Annotated in this window: 20 protein-coding genes and 1 pseudogene; 14 read left to right on the forward strand and 7 right to left on the reverse strand. The window is 67.7% G+C overall.

Features of this window, described 5'->3' with window-relative positions; all coding sequences use genetic code 11:
- Nucleotides 1-82 precede the first annotated feature (82 nt).
- The gene (locus AC5WS7_RS21925) at nucleotides 83-1075 is read left to right on the forward strand and encodes an ABC transporter ATP-binding protein (protein WP_495956458.1); all 993 of its coding nucleotides are present in this window, start codon (nucleotides 83-85) and stop codon (nucleotides 1073-1075) included.
- A 199-nt stretch (nucleotides 1076-1274) separates the two neighbouring features.
- On the opposite strand, the pseudogene AC5WS7_RS21930 reads toward AC5WS7_RS21925, so the two are convergent.
- Nucleotides 1275-1973, reverse strand: a pseudogene (locus AC5WS7_RS21930) (DUF4389 domain-containing protein); the annotation flags it as partial.
- Nucleotides 1974-2237: 264 nt separating this feature from the next.
- On the opposite strand from AC5WS7_RS21930, the gene AC5WS7_RS21935 reads away from it, so the two are divergent.
- The 4 genes from AC5WS7_RS21935 (at nucleotide 2238) to AC5WS7_RS21950 (ending at nucleotide 6322) form a co-directional block, all read left to right on the forward strand.
- Nucleotides 2238-4874 (forward strand): sensor histidine kinase, encoded by a 2637-nt coding sequence (locus tag AC5WS7_RS21935; RefSeq protein WP_495956403.1) that lies wholly within the window; start codon nucleotides 2238-2240, stop codon nucleotides 4872-4874.
- Nucleotides 4871-5299 (forward strand): roadblock/LC7 domain-containing protein, encoded by a 429-nt coding sequence (locus AC5WS7_RS21940; RefSeq protein ID WP_040831726.1) that lies wholly within the window; start codon nucleotides 4871-4873, stop codon nucleotides 5297-5299. The genes AC5WS7_RS21935 and AC5WS7_RS21940 overlap by 4 nt, the downstream gene beginning before the upstream one ends.
- Nucleotides 5296-5712, forward strand: a complete 417-nt coding sequence (locus AC5WS7_RS21945) for a DUF742 domain-containing protein (RefSeq protein ID WP_495956404.1) — start codon at nucleotides 5296-5298, stop codon at nucleotides 5710-5712. Before AC5WS7_RS21940 ends, AC5WS7_RS21945 begins: the two co-directional genes overlap by 4 nt.
- 61 nt (nucleotides 5713-5773) lie before the next feature.
- Nucleotides 5774-6322, forward strand: a complete 549-nt coding sequence (locus AC5WS7_RS21950; RefSeq protein WP_495956459.1) for a GTP-binding protein — start codon at nucleotides 5774-5776, stop codon at nucleotides 6320-6322.
- Nucleotides 6323-6713: 391 nt separating this feature from the next.
- Here AC5WS7_RS21950 and AC5WS7_RS21955 read toward each other — a convergent pair whose 3' ends face one another.
- Nucleotides 6714-7034, reverse strand: coding sequence for a hypothetical protein (locus tag AC5WS7_RS21955; protein ID WP_495956405.1), 321 nt, complete (start codon nucleotides 7032-7034; stop codon nucleotides 6714-6716).
- Nucleotides 7035-7389: 355 nt separating this feature from the next.
- On the opposite strand from AC5WS7_RS21955, the gene AC5WS7_RS21960 reads away from it, so the two are divergent.
- The gene (locus tag AC5WS7_RS21960; RefSeq protein WP_495956406.1) at nucleotides 7390-7944 is read left to right on the forward strand and encodes a DUF4254 domain-containing protein; all 555 of its coding nucleotides are present in this window, start codon (nucleotides 7390-7392) and stop codon (nucleotides 7942-7944) included.
- 10 nt (nucleotides 7945-7954) lie between these two features.
- Here the strand turns inward: AC5WS7_RS21960 and AC5WS7_RS21965 are convergent, their stop codons facing one another.
- Genes AC5WS7_RS21965 through AC5WS7_RS21975 form a run of 3 tightly spaced genes read right to left on the reverse strand, consistent with a single transcriptional unit; the run spans nucleotide 7955 to nucleotide 10569 of the window.
- Nucleotides 7955-8275 carry a hypothetical protein gene (locus AC5WS7_RS21965; protein ID WP_495956407.1) on the reverse strand — a complete coding sequence of 107 codons (321 nt, stop codon included), beginning with the start codon at nucleotides 8273-8275 and terminating at the stop codon, nucleotides 7955-7957.
- On the reverse strand, nucleotides 8272-9447 hold the full coding sequence (locus AC5WS7_RS21970; protein ID WP_495956408.1) for a fatty acid desaturase family protein: 1176 nt from the start codon (nucleotides 9445-9447) through the stop codon (nucleotides 8272-8274). Before AC5WS7_RS21970 ends, AC5WS7_RS21965 begins: the two co-directional genes overlap by 4 nt.
- Nucleotides 9448-9459: 12 nt before the next feature.
- Nucleotides 9460-10569, reverse strand: coding sequence for a ferredoxin reductase (locus AC5WS7_RS21975; RefSeq protein ID WP_495956409.1), 1110 nt, complete (start codon nucleotides 10567-10569; stop codon nucleotides 9460-9462).
- Between the two features lie 160 nt (nucleotides 10570-10729).
- Here AC5WS7_RS21975 and AC5WS7_RS21980 point away from each other — a divergent pair, with 160 nt between their 5' ends.
- The 4 genes from AC5WS7_RS21980 (at nucleotide 10730) to AC5WS7_RS21995 (ending at nucleotide 14852) form a co-directional block, all read left to right on the forward strand.
- Complete coding sequence (locus AC5WS7_RS21980) at nucleotides 10730-11371, forward strand: TetR family transcriptional regulator (protein ID WP_495956410.1); 642 nt, start codon at nucleotides 10730-10732, stop codon at nucleotides 11369-11371.
- A gap of 210 nt (nucleotides 11372-11581) precedes the next feature.
- Nucleotides 11582-12190, forward strand: a complete 609-nt coding sequence (locus tag AC5WS7_RS21985; protein ID WP_495956411.1) for a PadR family transcriptional regulator — start codon at nucleotides 11582-11584, stop codon at nucleotides 12188-12190.
- A gap of 5 nt (nucleotides 12191-12195) precedes the next feature.
- The gene (locus AC5WS7_RS21990) at nucleotides 12196-14256 is read left to right on the forward strand and encodes an FAD-dependent oxidoreductase (protein WP_495956412.1); all 2061 of its coding nucleotides are present in this window, start codon (nucleotides 12196-12198) and stop codon (nucleotides 14254-14256) included.
- Nucleotides 14256-14852, forward strand: coding sequence for a VOC family protein (locus tag AC5WS7_RS21995; RefSeq protein WP_495956413.1), 597 nt, complete (start codon nucleotides 14256-14258; stop codon nucleotides 14850-14852). The genes AC5WS7_RS21990 and AC5WS7_RS21995 overlap by 1 nt, the downstream gene beginning before the upstream one ends.
- Here AC5WS7_RS21995 and AC5WS7_RS22000 read toward each other — a convergent pair.
- Nucleotides 14828-15388, reverse strand: coding sequence for a TetR/AcrR family transcriptional regulator (locus AC5WS7_RS22000; protein WP_495956460.1), 561 nt, complete (start codon nucleotides 15386-15388; stop codon nucleotides 14828-14830). The genes AC5WS7_RS21995 and AC5WS7_RS22000 overlap by 25 nt on opposite strands.
- Before the next feature lie 123 nt (nucleotides 15389-15511).
- On the opposite strand from AC5WS7_RS22000, the gene AC5WS7_RS22005 reads away from it, so the two are divergent.
- The 3 genes from AC5WS7_RS22005 (at nucleotide 15512) to lysA (ending at nucleotide 18972) form a co-directional block, all read left to right on the forward strand.
- The gene (locus tag AC5WS7_RS22005) at nucleotides 15512-16504 is read left to right on the forward strand and encodes an NADP-dependent oxidoreductase (RefSeq protein WP_495956414.1); all 993 of its coding nucleotides are present in this window, start codon (nucleotides 15512-15514) and stop codon (nucleotides 16502-16504) included.
- Between the two features lie 29 nt (nucleotides 16505-16533).
- A complete protein-coding gene (gene cmrA, locus AC5WS7_RS22010) occupies nucleotides 16534-17328 on the forward strand; it encodes a mycolate reductase (RefSeq protein ID WP_495956415.1) in 795 nt (264 codons plus the stop codon).
- A 291-nt stretch (nucleotides 17329-17619) separates the two neighbouring features.
- Nucleotides 17620-18972, forward strand: coding sequence for a diaminopimelate decarboxylase (lysA, locus tag AC5WS7_RS22015; protein ID WP_495956416.1), 1353 nt, complete (start codon nucleotides 17620-17622; stop codon nucleotides 18970-18972).
- Between the two features lie 24 nt (nucleotides 18973-18996).
- Here lysA and AC5WS7_RS22020 read toward each other — a convergent pair whose 3' ends face one another.
- A complete protein-coding gene (locus tag AC5WS7_RS22020) occupies nucleotides 18997-19461 on the reverse strand; it encodes a MarR family winged helix-turn-helix transcriptional regulator (protein WP_495956417.1) in 465 nt (154 codons plus the stop codon).
- Between the two features lie 94 nt (nucleotides 19462-19555).
- Between AC5WS7_RS22020 and AC5WS7_RS22025 the strand changes: the two genes are divergently transcribed.
- The gene (locus AC5WS7_RS22025; RefSeq protein ID WP_495956418.1) at nucleotides 19556-20491 is read left to right on the forward strand and encodes an amidohydrolase family protein; all 936 of its coding nucleotides are present in this window, start codon (nucleotides 19556-19558) and stop codon (nucleotides 20489-20491) included.
- The last annotated feature ends 17 nt before the right edge of the window (nucleotides 20492-20508 follow it).

Consider the following 20508-nt stretch of genomic DNA (forward strand, 5'->3'; position numbering starts at 1 on the left):
GACAAGGGAATTCGTCATCCGTCGCAAGGATGAGCGGCCGTGGCGACGACGCCGTCGCGAGGTGATCACCGCGGTGGACCGGATGAGCTTCCGCATCGAACCCGGTGCGGCGGTGGGGTATATCGGAGCCAACGGCGCGGGCAAGTCCACCACCATCAAGATGCTCACCGGAATTCTGGTGCCCACCTCGGGGACGGTGCGCACCTGCGGGCTCGAGCCGGTGCGCCAGCGCCGGGAGCTGGCCGGGCACATCGGCGTGGTGTTCGGGCAACGCTCGCAGCTGTGGTGGGACCTGCCGCTGCGCGAATCGTTCACCATCCTGTCCGCCATTCACCGCCTCGACCCGGACCGGGCGAGCAAACGCGTCCACGAACTGATCGAACAATTGGAGATGGCGAACACCCTGGACACGCCCGTGCGGCAACTGTCCCTGGGCCAGCGCATGCGCGCGGAAATCGCCGCGGCACTGCTGCATTCGCCCGAACTGCTCATCCTGGACGAGCCGACCATCGGCCTGGATGTGCTGTCCAAACAGCGATTACGCGATTTCCTGTCCTACGAGCGCATCGAACGCGGCACCACCCTGCTGCTGACCACCCACGACATGGGCGATATCGAGCGGCTGTGCGAACGGGTGCTGGTGGTCGATCACGGCCGTCTGGTCTACGACGGCACCCTCACCGGTCTGGCGGCCACCGTGCGGGTGCGCCGGATGCTGGTGGTGGATCTGGCCGTGCCCGCCCCCGACCTCACCGGACTGCCCGGGGCCCAGCTCATCGCGAGCGAGGGCGGCGGGATCCGGCAGCGGCTGGCCTTCGACCCGCAGGTGGTCACCGCCGCGCAACTGCTCACCGCGGTCTCGGCGCGGGCGGAGGTCCGCGATCTGTCCATCGAGGAGCCCGACATCGAGGATGTGGTGCGGCGCATCTACCGCACGCAGGGCCTCGCACCGGATCCGCGCCAACGCAACAGCGCGTCCCCGCCGCATCGCGGCGAGGACGCGCACGGGCCGAAGAACGATCGAACTGTCACGCCCGGCAATGCTGCGGCTCAGGATGATTCGAGGCCGAGCTGAATGCCGGACCCCGGCTCGGCCTGGCGGAGCCGGCCGATTACCGGGCTGCCCTGCCCGATCGCCCTGCGGCTCAGGAGGATTCGGGCCCGGACTCCGGCTCGGCTCCCGGCTCGGCAGGACCGGACTCGGGCGCGGCACCCGGCTCGGGCGCGGGGCCGGGAGCGGGCCCCGGGCTGGACGCGGGCACAGCCGCGCCGGGTTCCCGAGCGCCCTGATCCAGCCGGAACGGCGGGTACTCGTCACGCATCAGCGAGCTGTACACGCGCACCCGGATGATCCAGCGGACCAGTCCCATCACGAAGTCGAACAGCCCGCGCGGGTACCTGCCGGTGAACAGCAGCCCGACCGCGGCGATGAGCACCAGGACGGTCAGCAACGAGATCCAGCTGCCGCCACCGCCGTACATGTGTTCCATCTGCCCGTGGTGGCCGTGGTGCCCGTGATGACGCCCGCCGCCCCAGGCCCCCATGCCGCCGGCGATGGCCGCGACGATCAGATACTGCGGAATCGCCAGCAGCCACCACTTGATCAGCACCAACCCGCGATGCAGCCGCTCGGGGTAGTCGACCTCGAGGTCGGCCGGATAGTTCTCGTCCGGACGCAGGCTGAACGGCGGATAGCGATCGGTGCCCAGCGGGGACAAGGCGTAGAACCGCACCCGCCATCCCCAGCGCATGACGCCGACATTGAAATCGAATAGCCCGCGTGGATAACGAGCCGTGAACAGGATCGCGAAGAATGCGATCACGGTGACCACGAAGTAGGCAATGTACAGGAAAAACAGCACAATGTAATGGGGAATCGCGAGAATCCATTTGACGATCCATTGCCAGCGCGAGAGCGCTGGATCCAGATCACCCCGGACGCGGACGGGGTAAACGGGGGTATCGGGTTGCATGACCACGCTCCTCTCGGGCGTTTCCAGGCTCGCCGCCGAGCCTCGGCACGGTCAATTGTTTCGTATCCAGGTCACATTCATGCGTTTTTTCCGGATGGATGTGTCATCGACTGCGGCGCGTCGCGCTCATCCGCCCCGGCGCGTCACATCGCCCGGTCGAGGCGTGCCCACGTGTTGCGCGAACGATCCTCATGTGACACCTTGCTTCTGATTCTCCGCCACGTTCGAACCACCGGGCCGCGGGGAGGGAAATGAGGAGTGGAAGTGCAATTCCGTCGAGCGCGGTTGTCACCGAAAGGCGACAAAAGGCGTAACCCGGCGGCGAGGCTGTTGCGTCCCCGCACCATCCGCGGGCAGCTGATCCGGGTACTCGTGGTTTCGGTCGTGCTGGTACTCGCGCTGCTGGGCGTCGTGCTCACCGATGAGGTAAGCGACTACCGGGACAGCGACGATACGGTGCACGCGGTATCCCTGGCATTGTCGGTCCAGGACCTGGTGCACGAGATTCAGCGCGAGCGTGGCCTCACCAATGGCATGCTCGGCGGTGATGCCGCGATGCGCCAGGCGCTCGACACGCAACGCCCGGCCACCGATCGAGCCCTGCTGGCCCTGAACTCGGCCCTGCCCGGCGATGTGGACGGCGCCGCCGAGGTACGCACCGCCCTGGCCCAGTTGTCGTCGTTGAGCAGTATCCGGGCCGAGGTGGACGGCCAGCGCATCGAGCGCGCCGACGCGTTCGCGTACTACACCGATGCGGTCGCCGCGCTCGATCACGCCCGGCCCGGCCTGGACCACGCGAGCGACCCGCGCATCTGGCGCGGACTGCAGGCGCTGTACGCCCTGGCCGATGTCAAGGAGTTCACCGGTCAGGAGCGCGGGTTCCTCGCCGGGGTCTTCGCGGCCAACTCCTTCCAGCCCGGCGAATACGTGCGGTTCCTGCAGATCGATGCGGCGAAACAGGCTGCGCTGGCGGCCTTTCCCCGTGATGCCACGGCAAGTCAGCGTGCCCTGCTGGACACCGCCCTGCACTCCCCCGACGCGACCGCGGCCGCGCAATCGCTGACGATCGCCGCCGCCGCGCAGGACGGGCAGCTCGCCGAACTCGTACAGCCCGGACAGTGGTGGGTGCGGACGACGTCGGTGATCGACGCCGAACGCGGTGTGCAGCGGTCCATCGGCGCGGATGTCCAGCATCGCGCGCAGGATTTGCGCCGGACTTCGGCGATCATGCTGATCGCATACACCGCCACAGCCGTGCTGGCGCTGCTGATCCTGGTGGCGCTGGTGGTCACGGGTGTGCGCGCCATCGTGCGCCCGCTCGCGGCGCTGGCCCGCGAGGCCGACGAGGTGGCCACCCAGCGGCTGCCCGCGCTGATCGCCGCCTGGCAGCAGGAGGACCTCAGCGCACCCGGCCCGCCCGAGCCGGTGCGCACGCCGCACAACGCGAGTAACGAAATCGTCTCGGTCGCAGAGGCATTCGACCGGTTGCAGACCACCGCGTTCGAACTCGCCTCGGCACAGGCGCTGCTGCGCCGCAACATCACCGAATCGCTCGGCAACCTCGGACGGCGCAATCAGAATCTGTTGCGCCGCCAGCTCGGCCTGATCAGCGAGTTCGAGCGCGAGGAGCTCGATCCCAAGACGTTGTCGAACATGTTCGAGCTCGACCACCTGGCCACCCGCATGCGCCGCAACGCCGAGAGCCTGCTGGTGCTCGTCGGCGCGGCGAGCCCGCGGCGCTGGAGCGAGCCGATCCCGCTGACCGATGTCATCCGGGCCGCGCTCTCGGAGGTCGAGGACTACCGCCGCGTGGTGCTGCGCCGCATCGACGAGGTGTCGATCTCCGGGTCGGCGGTGAGCGAGCTGGCGCATATGCTCGCCGAGCTGATCGAGAACGGATTGGCCTTCTCCCCACCGGATCTCGAGGTCGAGATCTACGGCCGCCGCCTCGGCCAGCAGTACATGCTGGCCGTGGTCGACCACGGCATCGGCATGCCGGAGGACCAGTTGACCTCGGCCAACGCGCGGTTGCGCGGCGACGCGGACTTCCTGGTCGCACCGACCCGCTTCCTGGGGCACTACGTTGTCGGCCGGCTGGCCAAACGCCTCGGCATCGAGGTCGAGCTGACCGCGTCGCCGATCAGCGGTGTGGCCGCGCGCATCCTGTTGCCCGCCACCCTGGTCGGCAACGACGTCGCCCTCACCGCCGCGGCGCGCAAACTCGAACCGGCACAACCGGTCTGGACCACGGTCACGCTGCCGCCCGCCGAGCGGCTGCCCGCGCTGGAGCCGGTCTCGCAGGATCTGGCCGAACTCGCCCCGGGCCGCACGGCGGCCGCTATTCCGGCGGCCGTACCGGCCGGTGCGCAGCCCGACGGATACAGCGGATTCGCCGTTCCGGGCTGGCCGGCCTCGACCGTGGAGCAGGCGCCGCGGGAACTCCCCGAAGGCCCCGCGCAGGGCCGTGATCAGCCCGAACAGCCCGCGCTGAATCCCACTGCCGTCGAACTCGGCGACCGGCCCGATCCGTTCCCGACGCTGCCCGCGGGCCCGCTGAAGAACTTGCTGAACACCACTGCCGCGCAACGTCATCAGCTCGGTGCGCCGAAACCTGTGGCACCTGCTTCGGACTCCAACGGAATTCACTACACTGATGCCGCACCCGACCCCGAGGTGCAACGGACCCGAAACGGTCTCGTCAAGCGCGCCAAGAAGATTCCCGGAACGACCGCACCGGCCAAGCCGGCCGGCGCCTCCGGGCATCCAGCGGCGCCCGCCGTCGATCGCTCACCCGAGCAGGTTCGCGGGATGCTCACCAGCTTCCGCGCGGGCCATCGGCGCGGCCAATTGAACGAGGCCCCAGCGGTTCCGGCATCGATCGCACAGGAGGAAACCCGGTGACAACACAACTGCCGGATTCCGGTCCGCACACCTTCAACTGGCTGCTCGCCGATTTCGTGCGTACCACCGACGGCGTCCGCGACACCGTGGCGGTGTCCTCGGACGGATTGCTCATGGCGATGTCGGACGGGCTGGACCGCGCCGGGGCCGACCGCTTGGCGGCGATGGTGTCAGGTCTGGTGAGCCTGTCCCGAAGCGCCTCGCGCAGTTACGATTTCGATGGCCTGAAGTTGATCATGATCGAGATGCGGCGCGGGTTCCTGCTCATCTCGGCGGTCGCCGACGGCAGCTGCATCGGCGTGATCGCCGACAGCGACAGCGACATCGGGCTGGTCGGCTATCAGATGGCCGTACTGGCCGAGCGGGCCGGCTCACTGCTCACTCCCGCGCTGATCAGCGAGCTACGAGAGTCGCTACGCAGATGACCGGTCAGCACCGGGCGCCCGATCCACCGGTCGCCCCGGCCCACCGCATACCCGATGGCCTCGAAACCGGCGCACCCGCGGGGCCATCGGATCCCGAGCCCGTGGTGCGCCCGTTCCTGATGACCGGTGGCCGGACCACCCCGATGATCGAGGGACTGCGTATCGAAACCCTGGTCCACGCCACGCCGCAGGCACTGTCGGCCCCGCTGCGCTTCGAGCTGCGAACTGTCGTACGGTTGTGCCAGCAGCCGCTCTCGATCGCCGAAATCGCTGCCGCACTACATGTTCCGATCGGTGTGGCCCGGGTCGTGGTCGGCGATCTGGTGGCCGCCGGACACGTTTCGGTGGCCCAGGCCCAGGAAATTTCCACCGCAGTCATCGAGAGGATCAGGGATCTTGTTCGGGCACTCTGAGTTTCGCAATCCCCCGGAGCTCGCCACCACCCCGCCGGAACCGACGGCCTTCTCGGTCAAGATCGTGGTAAGCGGCGGATTCGGGGTCGGCAAGACCACGTTCATCGGGGCCATCTCCGAGATCGAACCGCTGTCCACCGAGGCGGCGATGACGGAAGTGTCGGTGGGCGTCGACGATCCGGGCCTGCGCACCGAGAAGACGACCACGACGGTGGCGATGGACTTCGGCCGGATCACCCTGGACCGGTCACTGGTGTTGTACCTGTTCGGCACGCCGGGTCAGGAGCGGTTCGAATTCCTCTGGGACGACCTGCTCGACGGCGCGCTGGGCGGGGTGATCCTGGTGGACACCGCCCGCATTCAGGACTGCTATCCGGTGCTGGACTTCTTCGAGCAGCACGACACCCCCTTCGTCGTGGCGGTCAACCGTTTCGCCGAGGGCGCCCGGTTCGAACTGCCCGAGGTGCGCGAGGCCCTGGGTGTGCGCGAGGCGGTCCCGCTGGTCGAGTGCGATGCCCGCGACCGGGAGTCGGTCAAACAGGTTCTGGTCGTCCTGCTCGAGCAGGTACTCGCCGCGCGCCTTGCCGCACAGTCGGTGCGGGCGAGCTGACCGGCTCACCCGGAACATGAATCCGCCCCGGCACATTCGAGTGGCCGGGGCGGATTCGAGCACCTCTCGGGTGCGGGCATCACCGTGCGATCAGCGACCGAACGAGCCGGTCCACAGGGTGCTCAGGATGCCGTGAGCAGCCGCGCTGCCGGTGCCGAGCAGGCCGTGGAGGGCAGCGGAGCCGGTGTCGATGATGACCGGAATCATGGGGTCAACCTCTCTGTCTGGGACATGAACTGTCGGCAATCCTGTTGGACCACCGACCGGGTCCACCCTCGCGGCACGATTTAAGAGCGAGCTGGCCCGCACCTGTGAGGACAATAAGAAGCGCCCATGTTTAAGATCACCGTAACGCAACGCCCGGAGCGGGCGATAACTGTCACATCCCTACCTACCCGGGCGTTTTGCCGTCCGCGGAGTACAGGCTGATCTCGCCGTTCTCACTCAGGAAGGCGTTGATGAGCATCGTTCGGCGCTCCAGCAACTCATCGGCTTCCGGTGCGGCGGTGGTGATCGCGATCTGCGGGATGGCCGCCCAGTTGACGACGTAACGTTCGGGCGGCCCGTCGGCCCCGGACATCGGCGCCATCCGGAACACCGAGACCACCTGACGTTCCATGAGCTGACGCACCACTTCGGCGATTCGCTCCGGATCTTCCAGGGCGAACAGGAAACCGAAGGTCAACTCCGGTGAGGACACATAGGCGGACACGAAATACCAGGTTACGGAAGTCTTGTATCCCCCGTGCGGCCAGGCCGGTCGTGCGGTCCGCGCCCGCGTAGCGGATCGGCCGGAAATCGCACGGACAATTCATCGATCTTGGCGATCATGTGACCTTCTCGTAGCGTGTATAACGATTGCCGCGCAGCTTCCACCGATGGGGGCACCGGCAGTTGCACACTTTGTTCCCGCGCGCTTTCCTGAAGGAGTCCCTTTCCTGGACCGACTCCATCGCATCGTCGCGGATTTCCCGGTTCCACACCGTGCGTTCGAATGCTGGAATGCACTGTGCTGGAAGAGGACAGCATGACCACGATCCGATATCGGATGTGAGGGCGGGAATGCCATGCCGACCGAATATGCCGGTGGCCGTAACGGTTTCGACGAGTTGCCGACAGCGCCGGAATTGTTGCGGGCCTTTCACACCCCGGCCGAGCGACAGGCGCGACCGCACGCGGTACTGGAGGCCGCACACGCGCTGGTGGGCTGCCACGAACGGCGTCATCGCGCGGTGAGCACAGCGCATACCCGCGGCATCGACAGCGACCGGCTGGCACACTGCACCCGAACGGTCGGCGCCATCGATGCCGAACGGGCGAAACTCGTTGCGGAAATAGATGTCTGGGTGGCGGATACGATCCCGCACCGCACCGGCGCCACCCTGCACACCGAGACCCTCGGCGCGGTGATCGACCGGCTGGCCGCGAAATGGGTTGCGGCCCAGGATGCTTTGGGCCTACTACCGGACGACGGCGAGTCCGGCCCGCACCCGCGCGACGATCATCGCGACATGGACCTCGAGGCCCACCTGCATTGGGTGCGTCTGGCCGAACTCACCGACGGCTACAAGGATCTGATCACCGACGTCGCCGCGCGGCGACGCCGGCTTCCGGTGTTCTGAACTCGGCGGCTCAGCGTTCCGGGTCGACGATCTCGACGTCGGCGTCGATGAAGGGCTGATCGGCGGACACCCGGGCGCTGGGCGCCGGATCGTCCAGCAGAACGTCCGGCTCCTTCTTGCCCGTGTTGACGCGCTCGGCCGCCTCCCGGTCGCGTTCCGCGGCCGAGGCCGCCTCGCGCATCTCGATCGCGTCGGTGATCCAGTCGCCGATCTCGCGGGTCACCTCCGACACCGTTCCGGTGATGATCGAGGCGATATTGCCGACGTGCCTGGCCCCGGACGAGGTCAGCTCCTGGATCAGATCCTTGTTGCTCTCGAATTTACCGATCATTCGACGCCCGCTTCGCTCGGCTCCGGCTGTGGCTCGTCGGTGTTCGAGCCGTTACGCATCACGATAACACCGGGCTGCGCGGCCTTCCCGACGAGCGCGGGCGGCAGGGCCAGCCGGAAGATCTTGCCCCACACCGAGCCGATCTGACGGCTCAGCGGACCGGTGTTGTAGGGCAGGCCGAACTTTTCACACAGGGCACGGACCTCGGGCGCGATCTCCGGATACCGGTTGGCGGGCAGATCGGGGAACAGGTGGTGCTCGATCTGGTGCGACAGGTTGCCGGACAGGATGTGGAACAGCTTGCTGCCACTGATGTTGGCCGAGCCCAGCATCTGCCGCACATACCACTCGCCGCGAGTCTCCTCGGCCGTCTCCTCCTCGGTGAACGTTTGTACGCCGGAAGGGAAGTGCCCGCAGAAGATGATCGAGTACGCCCACACGTTGCGTACCAGATTCGCGGTCGCGTTCCCGGCCAGCGTGGACAGGAACAGCGGCCCGGACAGCAGCGGGAACGCCACGTAGTCCTTGAGCACCTGCTTGCCCGCCTTGCGCCACTGCCCCTCGAGCAGACGCTTCACATCGGACCAGGAGCGCTTGCCCGCGATGATGTTGTCCACCTCGAGGTCGTGCATCATGACGCCCCATTCGAAGAGCATCATCAGCGCGAAGGCGTAGACCGGGTTCCCCAGGTAGTACGGATTCCACTCCTGACCTTCGTCGATGCGCAGGATGCCGTAGCCGATGTCGCGATCGCGGCCGTGGATGTTGGTGTAGGTGTGGTGCATGTAGTTGTGCGAATGCTTCCACTGGTCGGCCGGGCAGACCGTATCCCATTCGAACACACGGGAATTCAGCCCCGGCTCACGCATCCAGTCCCACTGGCCGTGCATCACGTTGTGGCCGATCTCCATGTTGTCCAGGATCTTGGACAGGCTCAGCGCCGCCACGCCCGCCAGCCAGAACGGCGGCAGGAAGCCCAGGTACATCAGGGCGCGTCCGGCGACCTCGAAGCCGCGCTGCGCCTTGATGATCGAGTAGATGTACTCGCGGTCCTTCTCGCCCAGGTCGGCGGTGACGCGCGCACGCAACTCGTCGAGCGTGCGGCCGATCTCCTCGACCTGCTCCGGGCTCAGGACCAGCGGGCCGTCCTTGGTTTCGGTGAGAATTGTCATATCGTTCCCCTCTCAGATGTCGATGTCCACGTCGCCCACGGCGGCGTTGACGCAGAGCTGAATCGGCTGATCGGGATCGCTGTCCAGTTCCCCGGTGCGCAGGTTGCGAGTGCAGCCCGAACGCTTGATCGAGGTGCAGGAGAAGCAGATTCCCATCCGGCAGCCGTATTCCGGTGTGAGACCGGCGGATTCGGCCTGATCGAGCAGGCTCGCACCGGTATTGGACGCCTCCTTGCCACTGGCGGAGAAGGTGGTGGTCCCGGCGACCTGTCCGGCATCGACCGGCGCCGCGGCCAGCGTGAATTCCTCGGCGTGCAGCCGATGTTCGAGCCCTTCGCCCCGGAACACCTCGCGCACCGAGTTCATCAGCGGCGCCGGGCCGCAGACGTAGGTCTCGGCGGTGGCGAACCACGGCGCGATCCGCTCGAGCTGCTCGCGACCGAAGAACCCGGAGACCGGATTGGCCGCGCAGCTCCACGGCGCGCCCTGCAACACCTCGGACAGATCCAGTTCCGGATAGCACAGCGCGATCCGGAAGTTGGTGCGGCGCGCGGCGATCGCGTCGAGTTCGTCACGATGCGGCACCGCCTCCGGCGACTGCGCGTAGTGCAGGAAGACCACCGGCCCGCGATATCCCTCCGCGTCCAGGGTGCGCAGCATCGACAGCACCGGGGTGATGCCGCTGCCGCCGCTGATCAGCACGACCTTGTCCGGGCGGATCCGCGGCAGGGTGAACACACCCGCGGCCGGAGACAGGTCCACGACCATGCCGGGTGCGGCGTGGCGGTGCAGGTACTGCGAGACCAGCCCCTCGGGATGGGCCTTGATCGTGAGCCGCAGCCGCCGCTGCGGACCGGCCTGCACGTCGATCGGCGAGTAGCAGCGGGTGTGCTTGACGCCGTCGATCAGCACGCCGATCTGGACGTACTGGCCGGCCAGGTGGCCGCGCCACTGCCAGGTCGGGCGCAGGGTGAGAGTGATCGAACCCGGGGTGCCGCGATGTACCGCGATGATCTCCGCACGCATATCGCGCACGGTCAGCGTCGGCCGCACCAACTCCAGGTAGCGATCGAGGGCATGCGGCGTTGTCAACGTCTGGACCAGATCGACGAGTCCTGCCATTGCGATCTCCCACTGCTGTTCATCGGGGTGGTAGCGCACCAATATTTCGGTGCACATCTGTACACTCAGCAAGTGTGCCTCGAATGTGCACAGAAGTTCAACCAGCAGGTCATGTGACCGCGGCAACATCCTGAGGAATGGACCTATCGTGAACGGATGTATGCTCACCGACGTGAGCGAGCGGATTGAGCAGGCCGAAACCCGGGGCGAGCGCAAGGAGCGCACCCGGCAGGCACTGCTCGAGGGCACCCTGACACTCGCCGCAGAGCGCGGCTTCGCGGCACTGAGCCTGCGCGAGGTCGCGCGCTCGGCCGGAATCGTGCCGACCGCGTTCTACCGGCATTTCGGCTCGCTGGACGAGCTGGGTACCGCGCTGGTCGACGAGGGCGTCCGGCAATTGCGGCTGGCCCTGCGGGATCTGCGCCGCACTCCGGACGCGCGCGTGGCCGAGACGGTGCGGTTCGTGTTCGCCCAGATCGCCGGGCGCGATGCGCTGTACGGATTCCTGATCCGCGAGCGGCACGGCGGCTCGGCGGCGCTGCGCAGTGCCATCGCGATCGAAATGCAGCTCATCACCCGGGAATTGGTCGTGGACCTCTCCCGGCTGCGCGCCCTGGACAGCTGGTCTCCCGACGATCTGGAGCTGGCCGCGGATCTGATCGTCTCGACGGTCGCCAGCCATATCGCCGACTACGTCGCCGCCCCGCCCCGCGAACGACCGGAACTCGTGGAACGCACGGTACGGCAGGTCCGGCTGATCGCCCTGGGGATGGCCGCATGGCACTCGACGCCCCGGCGGTGAACCGGGTTCGGCTGGCGCCCTACGGCATTCGAGTTTCGTGATACAGAAGAACGCCCCGCGAGCCTCCCGGGATCGCGAGGCGCCCTTCCCGTATCCAAGACGGTGCTCCGAGCACCGAGCCCGACGGTACCGTACGGATCGATAATTCGGAACGGAATGGTCCTATGCACCAAGTTGCATAGGACGGCGAATGTCAATTAGTCTCGCCGCATGGCCCTCGAGCACGCGCTGCTGGTGTCGCTGACCGAGCGAGCCGGTTCGGGCTATGAGCTGGCGCGCCGCTTCGACAAATCCATCGGCTTCTTCTGGAACGCCACGCATCAGCAGATCTATCGCGTGCTCAAACGCATGGAGGAGCGCGGCTGGGTCGTCGGCGAGACCGTCCCGCAGGAAGGCCGCCCCGACAAGAAGGTGTACACCGTCGGCGCCGGCGGTCACGCCGAGCTGTCCCGCTGGATATCCGCCCCCACCGAGGACGACGCCGCCTTCCAGCGCAGCGAGCTCGGCATCAAGATCCGCGCCGCCGCACACGGCGACCTGCCCACACTGTGCGCAGAGATCGCCCGGCACCGCGGCAATCACGCCGGCAAGCTCGAGTTGTACCGCCAGATCGAGAAGCGAGATTTTCCCGCGCCCGCACAGCTCACCGGCCCCGCCCTGCACCAGTACCTCGTGCTGCGCGGCGGCATCCGGGTGGAAGCGGGCTTCGTCGAATGGTGCGACGAGGTCCTGGAAGCACTCGGTCACAGCCTCTCCCCGGCACCGCGGAACAGCCCGAATCCAGCGGTGCGACAACCGGATTCCGTCTCCGAAAGGTGAGATCCATGACCGCGAACCCCGCGCCGGCCGCACCCGCCAATCCGTATCCGCATCTGTTCGAACCCCTGCGGGTCGGTTCGCTCACCCTGCGCAACCGGGTGGTGATGGGTTCGATGCACACCGGACTCGAGGACCGGGCGTGGGATACCAACCGGCTCGCCGCCTATTTCGCCGAACGGGCGCGCGGCGGCGTCGGCCTGATCATCACCGGCGGATACGCGCCGAATCGGGAGGGCTGGCTGCTGCCCTTCGGCGCGAAGCTCACCAACCGGACCGAGGCGTACCGGCATCGCGCGATCACCCGGGCGGTGCACGCCGAGGGTGGCCGGATCGCCCTGCAGATCCTGCACGCCGGACGGTACGCCTATGTGCCGTTCAGTGTTTCGGCCTCCTCGATCAAGGCGCCGATCAACCCGTTCCGGCCGCGCAAGCTGTCCGCCAAGGGGGTCGAGCGCACCATCGACGACTACGCGCGGTGTGCGGAACTGGCGAAATTCGCCGGATACGACGGTGTCGAAGTGATGGGCGGCGAGGGTTATCTGATCAACCAGTTCCTCACCCCGCGCACCAACAAGCGGACCGATCGCTGGGGCGGGTCGGCACAGAACCGCCGCCGATTCCCGTTGGAGATCGTACGGCGGATCCGCGCGGCGGTCGGGCCGGACTTCCTGATCGTCTTCCGGCTGTCCATGGCCGAATTCGTCGAGCACGGCCAGACCGAACACGAAATCATCGCGCTGGCAACGGAATTGCAGGATGCCGGCGCCAGCGTCATCAACACCGACATCGGCTGGCACGAGGCGCGGGTGCCTACCATCGTCACCTCGGTGCCGCGCGCGGCGTTCGTGGAGTTCACCGCGAAAATCAAAGCGCGAGTGGATATTCCGGTGTGCGCGTCGAACCGGATCAATATGCCCGAGACCGCCGAGGAGATTCTCACCCGCGGCGACGCCGACCTGATCTCGATGGCGCGCCCGCTGCTGGCCGATCCGGACTGGGTGAACAAGGCGCGCCAGACCCGCGAGGACGAGATCAACACCTGCATCGCCTGCAACCAGGCCTGCCTGGATCACGCGTTCGTGCACAAAACCGTGTCCTGCCTGTTGAATCCGCGCGCCGGCCACGAGACCGAACTGCGGCTGCTGCCCACCCGGCGAATGCGCCGGATCGCCGTCGTCGGCGCGGGCCCGGCCGGTCTCTCCGCCGCGGTGAGCCTGGCCGAACGCGGACACAAGGTGGATCTGTTCGAGGCCGAGGACAAGATCGGCGGGCAGTTCGACATCGCCCGGCGCATCCCGGGCAAGGAGGAGTTCACCGAGACCATCCGCTATTTCACGCGCAAGCTGGAGGTCACCGGGGTCCGGGTGTTCCTGAACCGCAGGGTCGAGGCCGCCGAGCTGATCGAAGGGCGCTACGACGAGGTCGTATTGGCCACCGGAGTACGCCCGCGCATCCCGGACATCACCGGTATCGATCACCCCAAGGTGCTCACCTACGCTGAACTCGTGCGCGAGGAGAAGCCGGTGGGCAAGAAGGTCGCGGTGATCGGCGCGGGCGGAATCGGTTACGACGTCAGCGAATTCCTCACCGTCGACGGCCATCCGTCGCTGAAGCTGGACGAGTGGAAAGAAGAATGGGGCGTGACGGCAAGCGATCCCGACGCACCCGGCCAGCTCGTCACCGCGCGTCCCTCCCCCGCGACGCGGGAAGTGGTTCTGCTGCAACGTAAATCGGGTTCATTCGGCAAGAGCCTGGGCAAGACCACCGGCTGGGTGCACCGCGCCGCGGTCAAGGCCAAGGGCGTGGAGCAGATCGGCGGGGTCAACTACGAGCGAATCGACGACCGCGGCCTGCACATCAGCTTCGGCGAGCAGCGATCCCGTCCGACCGTCATCGACTGCGATAACGTGATCCTCTGTGCCGGACAGGAATCCGTGCGCGAACTGGCCGAGCCACTGCGGGCCGCCGGGGTGCGCATCCACCTGATCGGCGGCGCCGACGTGGCCGCCGAACTCGACGCGAAACGGGCGATCGATCAGGGCACTCGGCTGGCGGCGGCGATCTGATGGGCGCGCTCACCCGCCTCGGCCTGCCCGGCGACGAGAAGGCCTGGACCGCATTGGGTTTCACGATTTCCGACGGCGGCTTCCGGATCGGCGGCATCAGCTGCACCATCGATATGCCACCGAGCTGGGGCTTCGCCGGAGCCATCGAAGATCCGGGCGTACTCGGCATCCCGGAACTATTGTCCGACGATCCGGACGAATCGGCCGAAGGCACAACGCATCCCAATGCCGTGAGCTTCATCGACCACGTCGTGTACTGGGTTCCCGACCTGGACGAGGCCGTCGCCGCGCTCACCGCGGTCCTGGGCGCCGGACCCCGGCGGCGCTTCCGCCCGCGCGGCCCCTCGGGCCCGGAAATGACCTTCTTCCGCGCGGGCGAGGCCGTACTGGAGGTCGTCGCCTCCGGCAAACCGGCCACGCTGCCCGGAATAGCCTTCGGCACACGCGATCTCGACACCACCGTGGCCACGATTCGTTCCGGGGACGGTCCCATCAGCGACCCCAAACCCGCGGTCCAGGGCGGGCGCATCGCCAGTGTCTGGTCCGGGTACGTGAATTGGGGCATCGCCTTCTACGAACCGGCACCCCGCTCGTAGCCGGATCGCAGCCCGTCCACCAGAAGATCGAGCAGCCGCCCGGTCTGCTCGCTTCGGCCATCGGTGACGGTGAAGATCCCCAGGATGCTCGCCGCGACATCCTCCGCGGGGACATCGGCGCGCAGATCGCCTGTGGCACTTCCCGCTTCGAGGATTTCGGCGATCGCGGCGAGCAGTTTGTCGCGGGTCTCGGCATGTTCGATCTCGCCGGCATCGATCATGCTGCGCAGGGTGTCGACCATGCCGTGCTTGGTCGACAGCCAGCTGCCGAACAGGTCCATCCACGCTCGCATCGCCTCGCCCGGCGGAAGCCGGCGCAGTAGTTCACCGGCGCCCTGGGTGAGGCGTTGCACCTGGTCCCGATAAACGGCGTCGACCAGCGCCTCGCGGGTCGGGAAGTGCCGGTAGAGGGTGGCGATCCCGACGCCGGCCGAACGCGCGATGGCCCGCATCGACGGCTCGGTGGCCGATGCGGCGAAGGTCCGGGTGGCCGCCTCCAGTACGGCCTCCCGATTGCGCGCGGCATCGGCGCGCATCTCGGTCGATTCGGCACCAGGCAAAACGGATCACGCTCCACTTCGTGTTACGCTGGATCGGTAAACGGATCGCGTTCCATTTTATCCGACCGCTTCGGAACTCACGATTGCGAGCAGACGCCGATGACCGACAATCACCCCACGACCACGATGCGCACGGTGCGATTCCACGAATACGGAGAGGCCGGCGAGGTGCTGCGGCTCGAGTACGTGCCGATCCCGGAGCCGGGGCCCGGCCGGATCCGGGTGGCCGTGCACGCCTGCGCATTGGCCCCGGCGGATTGGGCGTTGTGCGGCGGTCTGTTCGCGGGTGAACTCCCTCGCGGTATCGGAATCGATGTGTCCGGCACGGTCGAGGCCATCGGCGACGGCGTCACCGACGTGCGTCCCGGTGACGCCGTACTCGGCAACGCCGACTGGCGCGGCTCATCGACCGCGGGCGCATCGGATCACGCGATCATGGACCGCTGGACACCGGCGCCCGCCGGGCTGGACCTCACCCGCGCGGCCGCGCTGCCGATGGCGGTCGACACGGCCTTCGTACACCTCGCGATGCTGGGCCTCGATCCGGACAAGACGATCGTGATCCACGGCGCGGGCAGCACCATCGGATACGCGGCCGTGCAGATCGCACTCACCCGCGGAATGCGGGTTATCGCCACGGCCGGGCAGACACACGCCCAGCGACTGCGTGACCTGGGTGCCGAGGTCACCTCCTACGGGGACGGGATGGCCGAACGTCTCCTGGCGATCGCCGGCGGCCCGGTCGATCTCGTCCTGGATACCTCCCCGGTCGGCGGCGCGCTGCCGGATCTGATCCGCACCGCCGGTGACGATCCGAAGCGGGTGCTGACCTGTGGCGGATCACTTCCGGAGGCCGCGGAACTCGGCGCGCGGGACAGTTTCGGCGAGGCTCGGCCGGAGCCGTTCGACGCACTCCCCGAATTCGCCCGGCGCGCGGCCGACGGCGCCTTCGACATACCCGTCGCTCGCACCTTCGCCCTGGCGGACTGGCGCACGGCGCTCGAGATCAGCCAGAGCGGACACGCACGCGGCAAACTCCTGCTCGTCCCCGGACAGGCACCCTCGAACCCCGAACAGGCCGACCGGACGTAGGGGCGCGCAATCCCGGTAGGCTCCCGGGCGTGAGCCTTCCCGCACCCACTTCAGACAATCGTGCCGTCGTCACCGGGGCCTCCTCGGGGATCGGAACCGCGCTCGCCGAAGAGCTTGCCCGCCGGGGTTATTCGGTGATCCTGATCGCCCGGCGCGGCGATCAGCTCGCCGAGCTGGCCCAGCGACTGACCGACCGATACGGCGTCACCGCCGAGGTGCGCGCGGTGGATCTCTCCGATCGCGAACAGCGCGCCCCGCTCGCGACCGAACTCGCCTCCCGCGATGTCGCGATCCTGTGCAACAACGCCGGGGTCGCTACGTTCGGGCCGGTCGCGGACCTGGACCTGGACTTCGAGCGTTCGGTGATGGAACTCAACGCCGTCGCGGTGCACGACCTGACCCTCGCGGTGCTGCCCGGGATGCTGAGACGACGCAGCGGCGGCATCCTGATCACCGGATCGGCGGCCGGGAACATGCCCATTCCGAACAACGCCACCTACGCGGCCAGCAAGGCGTTCACCAACAGCTTCTCCGAATCGCTGCGCGGCGAGCTGACCGGCAGCGGCGTCAACGTCACGCTGCTCGCGCCCGGACCGGTCCGCACCGACAACCCGGATCAGGACGAGGTCGGCAACAAGATCCCCGATTTCATCTGGGTCACCGCCGCCTACACCGCGAAGATTTCCATCGACGCACTCGAACGCAACAAGATGCGCGTGGTTCCGGGCCTGATCAGCAAGGGTATGAGCGTCGCGGGACAGTACTCGCCGCGGGCGCTGACCGCGCCGATCGTCGGCGCGTTCTACAAGAAACTCGGGGGCTAGAAACACACCGGCGTCAGCAACGCGAAACACACCCGGACGCGACAAGGCGCACCGGGTCGGCCGCGATGTTCAGCGTCATGAGGCCGCACTCCCCAGGGACACCGAGCGGGCCGGTCATGAGCGCGTTCACGCGGGACAGGCGGGCGGAGCCGGCGCTGTCAGTAGTGCGTCAAGATCACGACCCAGCTGGTCAAGGGCGCGTAACCAGCCGACTCGGGCGGCGTCGAACAGCGTAATCCTGGCAGTGGCCCCGCAGTCGAAGGAGAAAGCGGGGATTACACAGGAGAAGCCGTGACGCTGCTCGAGATCTTCCCGTCGCTGCGGTCGGGAATGCCGTCCCCCCGCTTGGCCGCGACCGTCTGGCCGTGTGAGACGCACTACGACGATCTGGGCCGGATCGCCATCGGCGGGGTGGCCCTGGCCGATATCGCCGACCAGTACGGCACCCCGGCCTACGTCCTGGACGAGTCCGAGGTGCGGCGGCGCTGCCGGGCGTACCGCAAATACTTCCCGGACGCCGAAATCATCTATGCGGCAAAGGCTCTGCTGACCAAATCGGTTGCGGCCTGGGTCGCCGAGGAGGGTCTGTCGGTCGACGTGTGCTCGGCCGGCGAACTCGCCATCGCCCTGGCCGCGGGTGTGGACCCGCGGCGAATCGTCCTGCACGGCAGCGGAAAACCGTTCGCCGAGTTGGAGGCCGCGGTTCGTGCGGGTGTCGGCCGGATCGTGGTCGACTCGCTCACCGAGATCACCCTGCTGGCCGCGGTTGCCACCCGGCCGCAGCAGGTGCTGCTGCGGCTGTCCCCCGATATCGATGTGCACGGCCATCCGGCGGTGCGAACGGGTGTGGCGGACCAGAAGTTCGGTTTTCCGCTCGGCAGCGCGGCGGCGGTCGACGCGATCGACCGCATCATGCGTCAGCCCATGCTCGATCTGGTCGGCCTGCACTGCCATCTCGGTTCGCAGATTCACGATCCCGACTTCTACGGCGAGGCGGTGCGCCGGCTGGTTGCCGAAATGTCCCGTGTGCGAATGGAATACGGCCGCACGCTCGCGCAACTCGATCTCGGTGGTGGCCATGCGGTCGCGTACCGGTGCGGTGACGCGGAGATGAATCTGCCCGAACTCGCCGATATCGTCGAGGATGCCCTGGACGCGGCGTGCGCGCTGAACCACTTTCCGCGACCGCGGATCTCACTGGAACCGGGCCGGGCCATCGTCGCGCGCGCCGGGGTGACGCTGTATCGGGTGATGGCGATCAAGCACGTCGAAGGCGCACGCACCTTCGTCATCGCCGACGGCGGTATGAACGACAATCCGCGCGTCGCGCTGTACGGCGCGCGATACGACGCCGTCGTCGCCAATCGCCATCCCACCGGTCCGCATATGACCGCGACCGTGGCCGGACGTTATTGCGAGGCAGGCGATATCATCGCCGCCGACGTCCGGCTGCCCGCCGATCTGCGCCCCGGCGAGGTGCTGGCCGTGCCCTGCACCGGTGCGTACCACCACAGCCTGGCCTCGACCTACAACGGCGTCGGCCGCCCGCCGGTCATCTCGGTGCGCAACGGCCGCTGCCACGAGCAGGTCCGCCGCGAAACCTTCGAGGACCTGCTCGCTCGCGATCTCGGTCAGCCGAGGTGACAGCAGCAGTCAGTGCAGCGCAAGTCAGTGCAGCGCACGGGATTTCATCATCGCGGTCAATCGGCGCAGTTGGGCCGCGAGTTCGATCCGCTCCTGCGGTTCGAAAACGGCCAGGCCCTGCGTCTGCGCCTCGCGCCGCAGCGCCCGCAAGGTGGACATGCGCCGCAGGCCGAGATCGGTCAGTTCGATCAGCACGCGCCGCTCGTCCGGTGCGGCGCGGGTGCGGGTGACCACCCCTTTGCCCTCGAGCTGTTTGAGCGTGCGGGTGGCGGTCGGCACGCTCACGCCCGCCGCCGAGGCCAGCGCCCCCACCGGCAGTCCGCCGATCGGCTGCCCGGCCTCGTCGACGAGTGGTTCGAGCAGCGCCTGCTGGGAGATCGACAGCAGATCGTTGCCGAAGGCGCCGGCGCGAGCCTGACGGATGGCCAGGAACAGCGCGTCTATGGCGCGCGCCAGCTCCTCGATGCCGTCCTTGTCGTCCGCTGCCACGGGTGTTAGCCTAACAGTCTAATTGTTAGCAAGCTAATTGTTAGCTTGGCAATTTCGACCGTGACGACGCATCCACCGACGAGGGAGTCCGGTAATGACCGATTCCGCACGCATCGACGTCCACCAGCACATCCTCCCGCCGAGCTACCGGCGCATCCTGATCGATCGCAATCCGGCCGGGTGGCCGCTGCCCGAGTGGTCGCCGGGCAGCGCCATCGCGGCGATGGACGAGAACGAGATCGCCACCGGCCTGTTGTCCATCAGCGCACCGGGCACGCACTTCGGCGACGACGCCAGCGCTCGCGAAACCGCCCGTGCCGCAAACGAATTCACCGCAGAGTTGGCCAAGGACCGGCCCGACCGCTTCGGCCTGTTCGCGAGCCTGCCGCTGCCGGATCTCGACGGCGCGCTCGCAGAGGTGGCGTACGCGTTCGACACCCTGCACGCCGACGGGGTCACCCTGCTGACCAACTCGGGCGGACGCTATCTCGGCGATCCGGTATTCGAGCCGCTCTGGGCCGAGTTGGATGCCCGCGCGGCGGTGGTCTTCGTCCATCCCACCGAATCGGAGCTGCCCGCCCTCCCGGGCATCGTGGCACCGATCGTGGACTTTCCGTTCGACACCACTCGCACCGCCGTGCAGATGGCCCACGCCCGGGTGCTGTCCCGGCATCCGCGAGTGAAGGTGATCCTGTCGCACGCCGGTGGCGCGCTCCCCTTCCTCGCCTACCGGGTCGCACTGACCGCACCGCTGATCGGCGACGGCAGCGAGCCCGGGGACGTGCTGGCCGAACTGCGGCGGTTCTACTTCGACACGGCCCTGGCCACCAGCCCCGCCTCGCTGCCTGCGATCCAGGAGTTCGCCGACCCGACGCACGTCCTCTACGGCAGCGACGGGCCGTTCGCCCCCGCCGCCTCCGTCGCCCACAACGACCATTACCTGGACGGTTACGACGCCTGGCCCGAGGGCGGCCTGCGGGCGATCAACCGCGGCAACGCCGAATCGCTGTTCCCGCGCCTGGCGGCCTGACCGCGCGCAGACCATCC

This window comes from Nocardia sp. PLKS1-43 (assembly GCF_059510335.1).

Coding starts and splice junctions, on each gene's coding strand:
- AC5WS7_RS21985 (WP_495956411.1), top strand. CDS start 11,582: ATGGCCCTCGAGCACGCGCTGCTGGTGTCGCTGACCGAGCGAGCCGGT.
- AC5WS7_RS21960 (WP_495956406.1), top strand. CDS start 7,390: ATGCCGACCGAATATGCCGGTGGCCGTAACGGTTTCGACGAGTTGCCG.
- AC5WS7_RS21945 (WP_495956404.1), top strand. CDS start 5,296: ATGACCGGTCAGCACCGGGCGCCCGATCCACCGGTCGCCCCGGCCCAC.
- AC5WS7_RS21975 (WP_495956409.1), bottom strand. CDS start 10,569: ATGGCAGGACTCGTCGATCTGGTCCAGACGTTGACAACGCCGCATGCC.
- AC5WS7_RS21970 (WP_495956408.1), bottom strand. CDS start 9,447: ATGACAATTCTCACCGAAACCAAGGACGGCCCGCTGGTCCTGAGCCCG.
- AC5WS7_RS21995 (WP_495956413.1), top strand. CDS start 14,256: ATGGGCGCGCTCACCCGCCTCGGCCTGCCCGGCGACGAGAAGGCCTGG.
- AC5WS7_RS22000 (WP_495956460.1), bottom strand. CDS start 15,388: ATGCGCGCCGATGCCGCGCGCAATCGGGAGGCCGTACTGGAGGCGGCC.
- AC5WS7_RS21965 (WP_495956407.1), bottom strand. CDS start 8,275: ATGATCGGTAAATTCGAGAGCAACAAGGATCTGATCCAGGAGCTGACC.
- AC5WS7_RS21980 (WP_495956410.1), top strand. CDS start 10,730: ATGCTCACCGACGTGAGCGAGCGGATTGAGCAGGCCGAAACCCGGGGC.
- AC5WS7_RS21925 (WP_495956458.1), top strand. CDS start 83: ATGAGCTTCCGCATCGAACCCGGTGCGGCGGTGGGGTATATCGGAGCC.
- AC5WS7_RS22005 (WP_495956414.1), top strand. CDS start 15,512: ATGACCGACAATCACCCCACGACCACGATGCGCACGGTGCGATTCCAC.
- AC5WS7_RS21990 (WP_495956412.1), top strand. CDS start 12,196: ATGACCGCGAACCCCGCGCCGGCCGCACCCGCCAATCCGTATCCGCAT.
- AC5WS7_RS22025 (WP_495956418.1), top strand. CDS start 19,556: ATGACCGATTCCGCACGCATCGACGTCCACCAGCACATCCTCCCGCCG.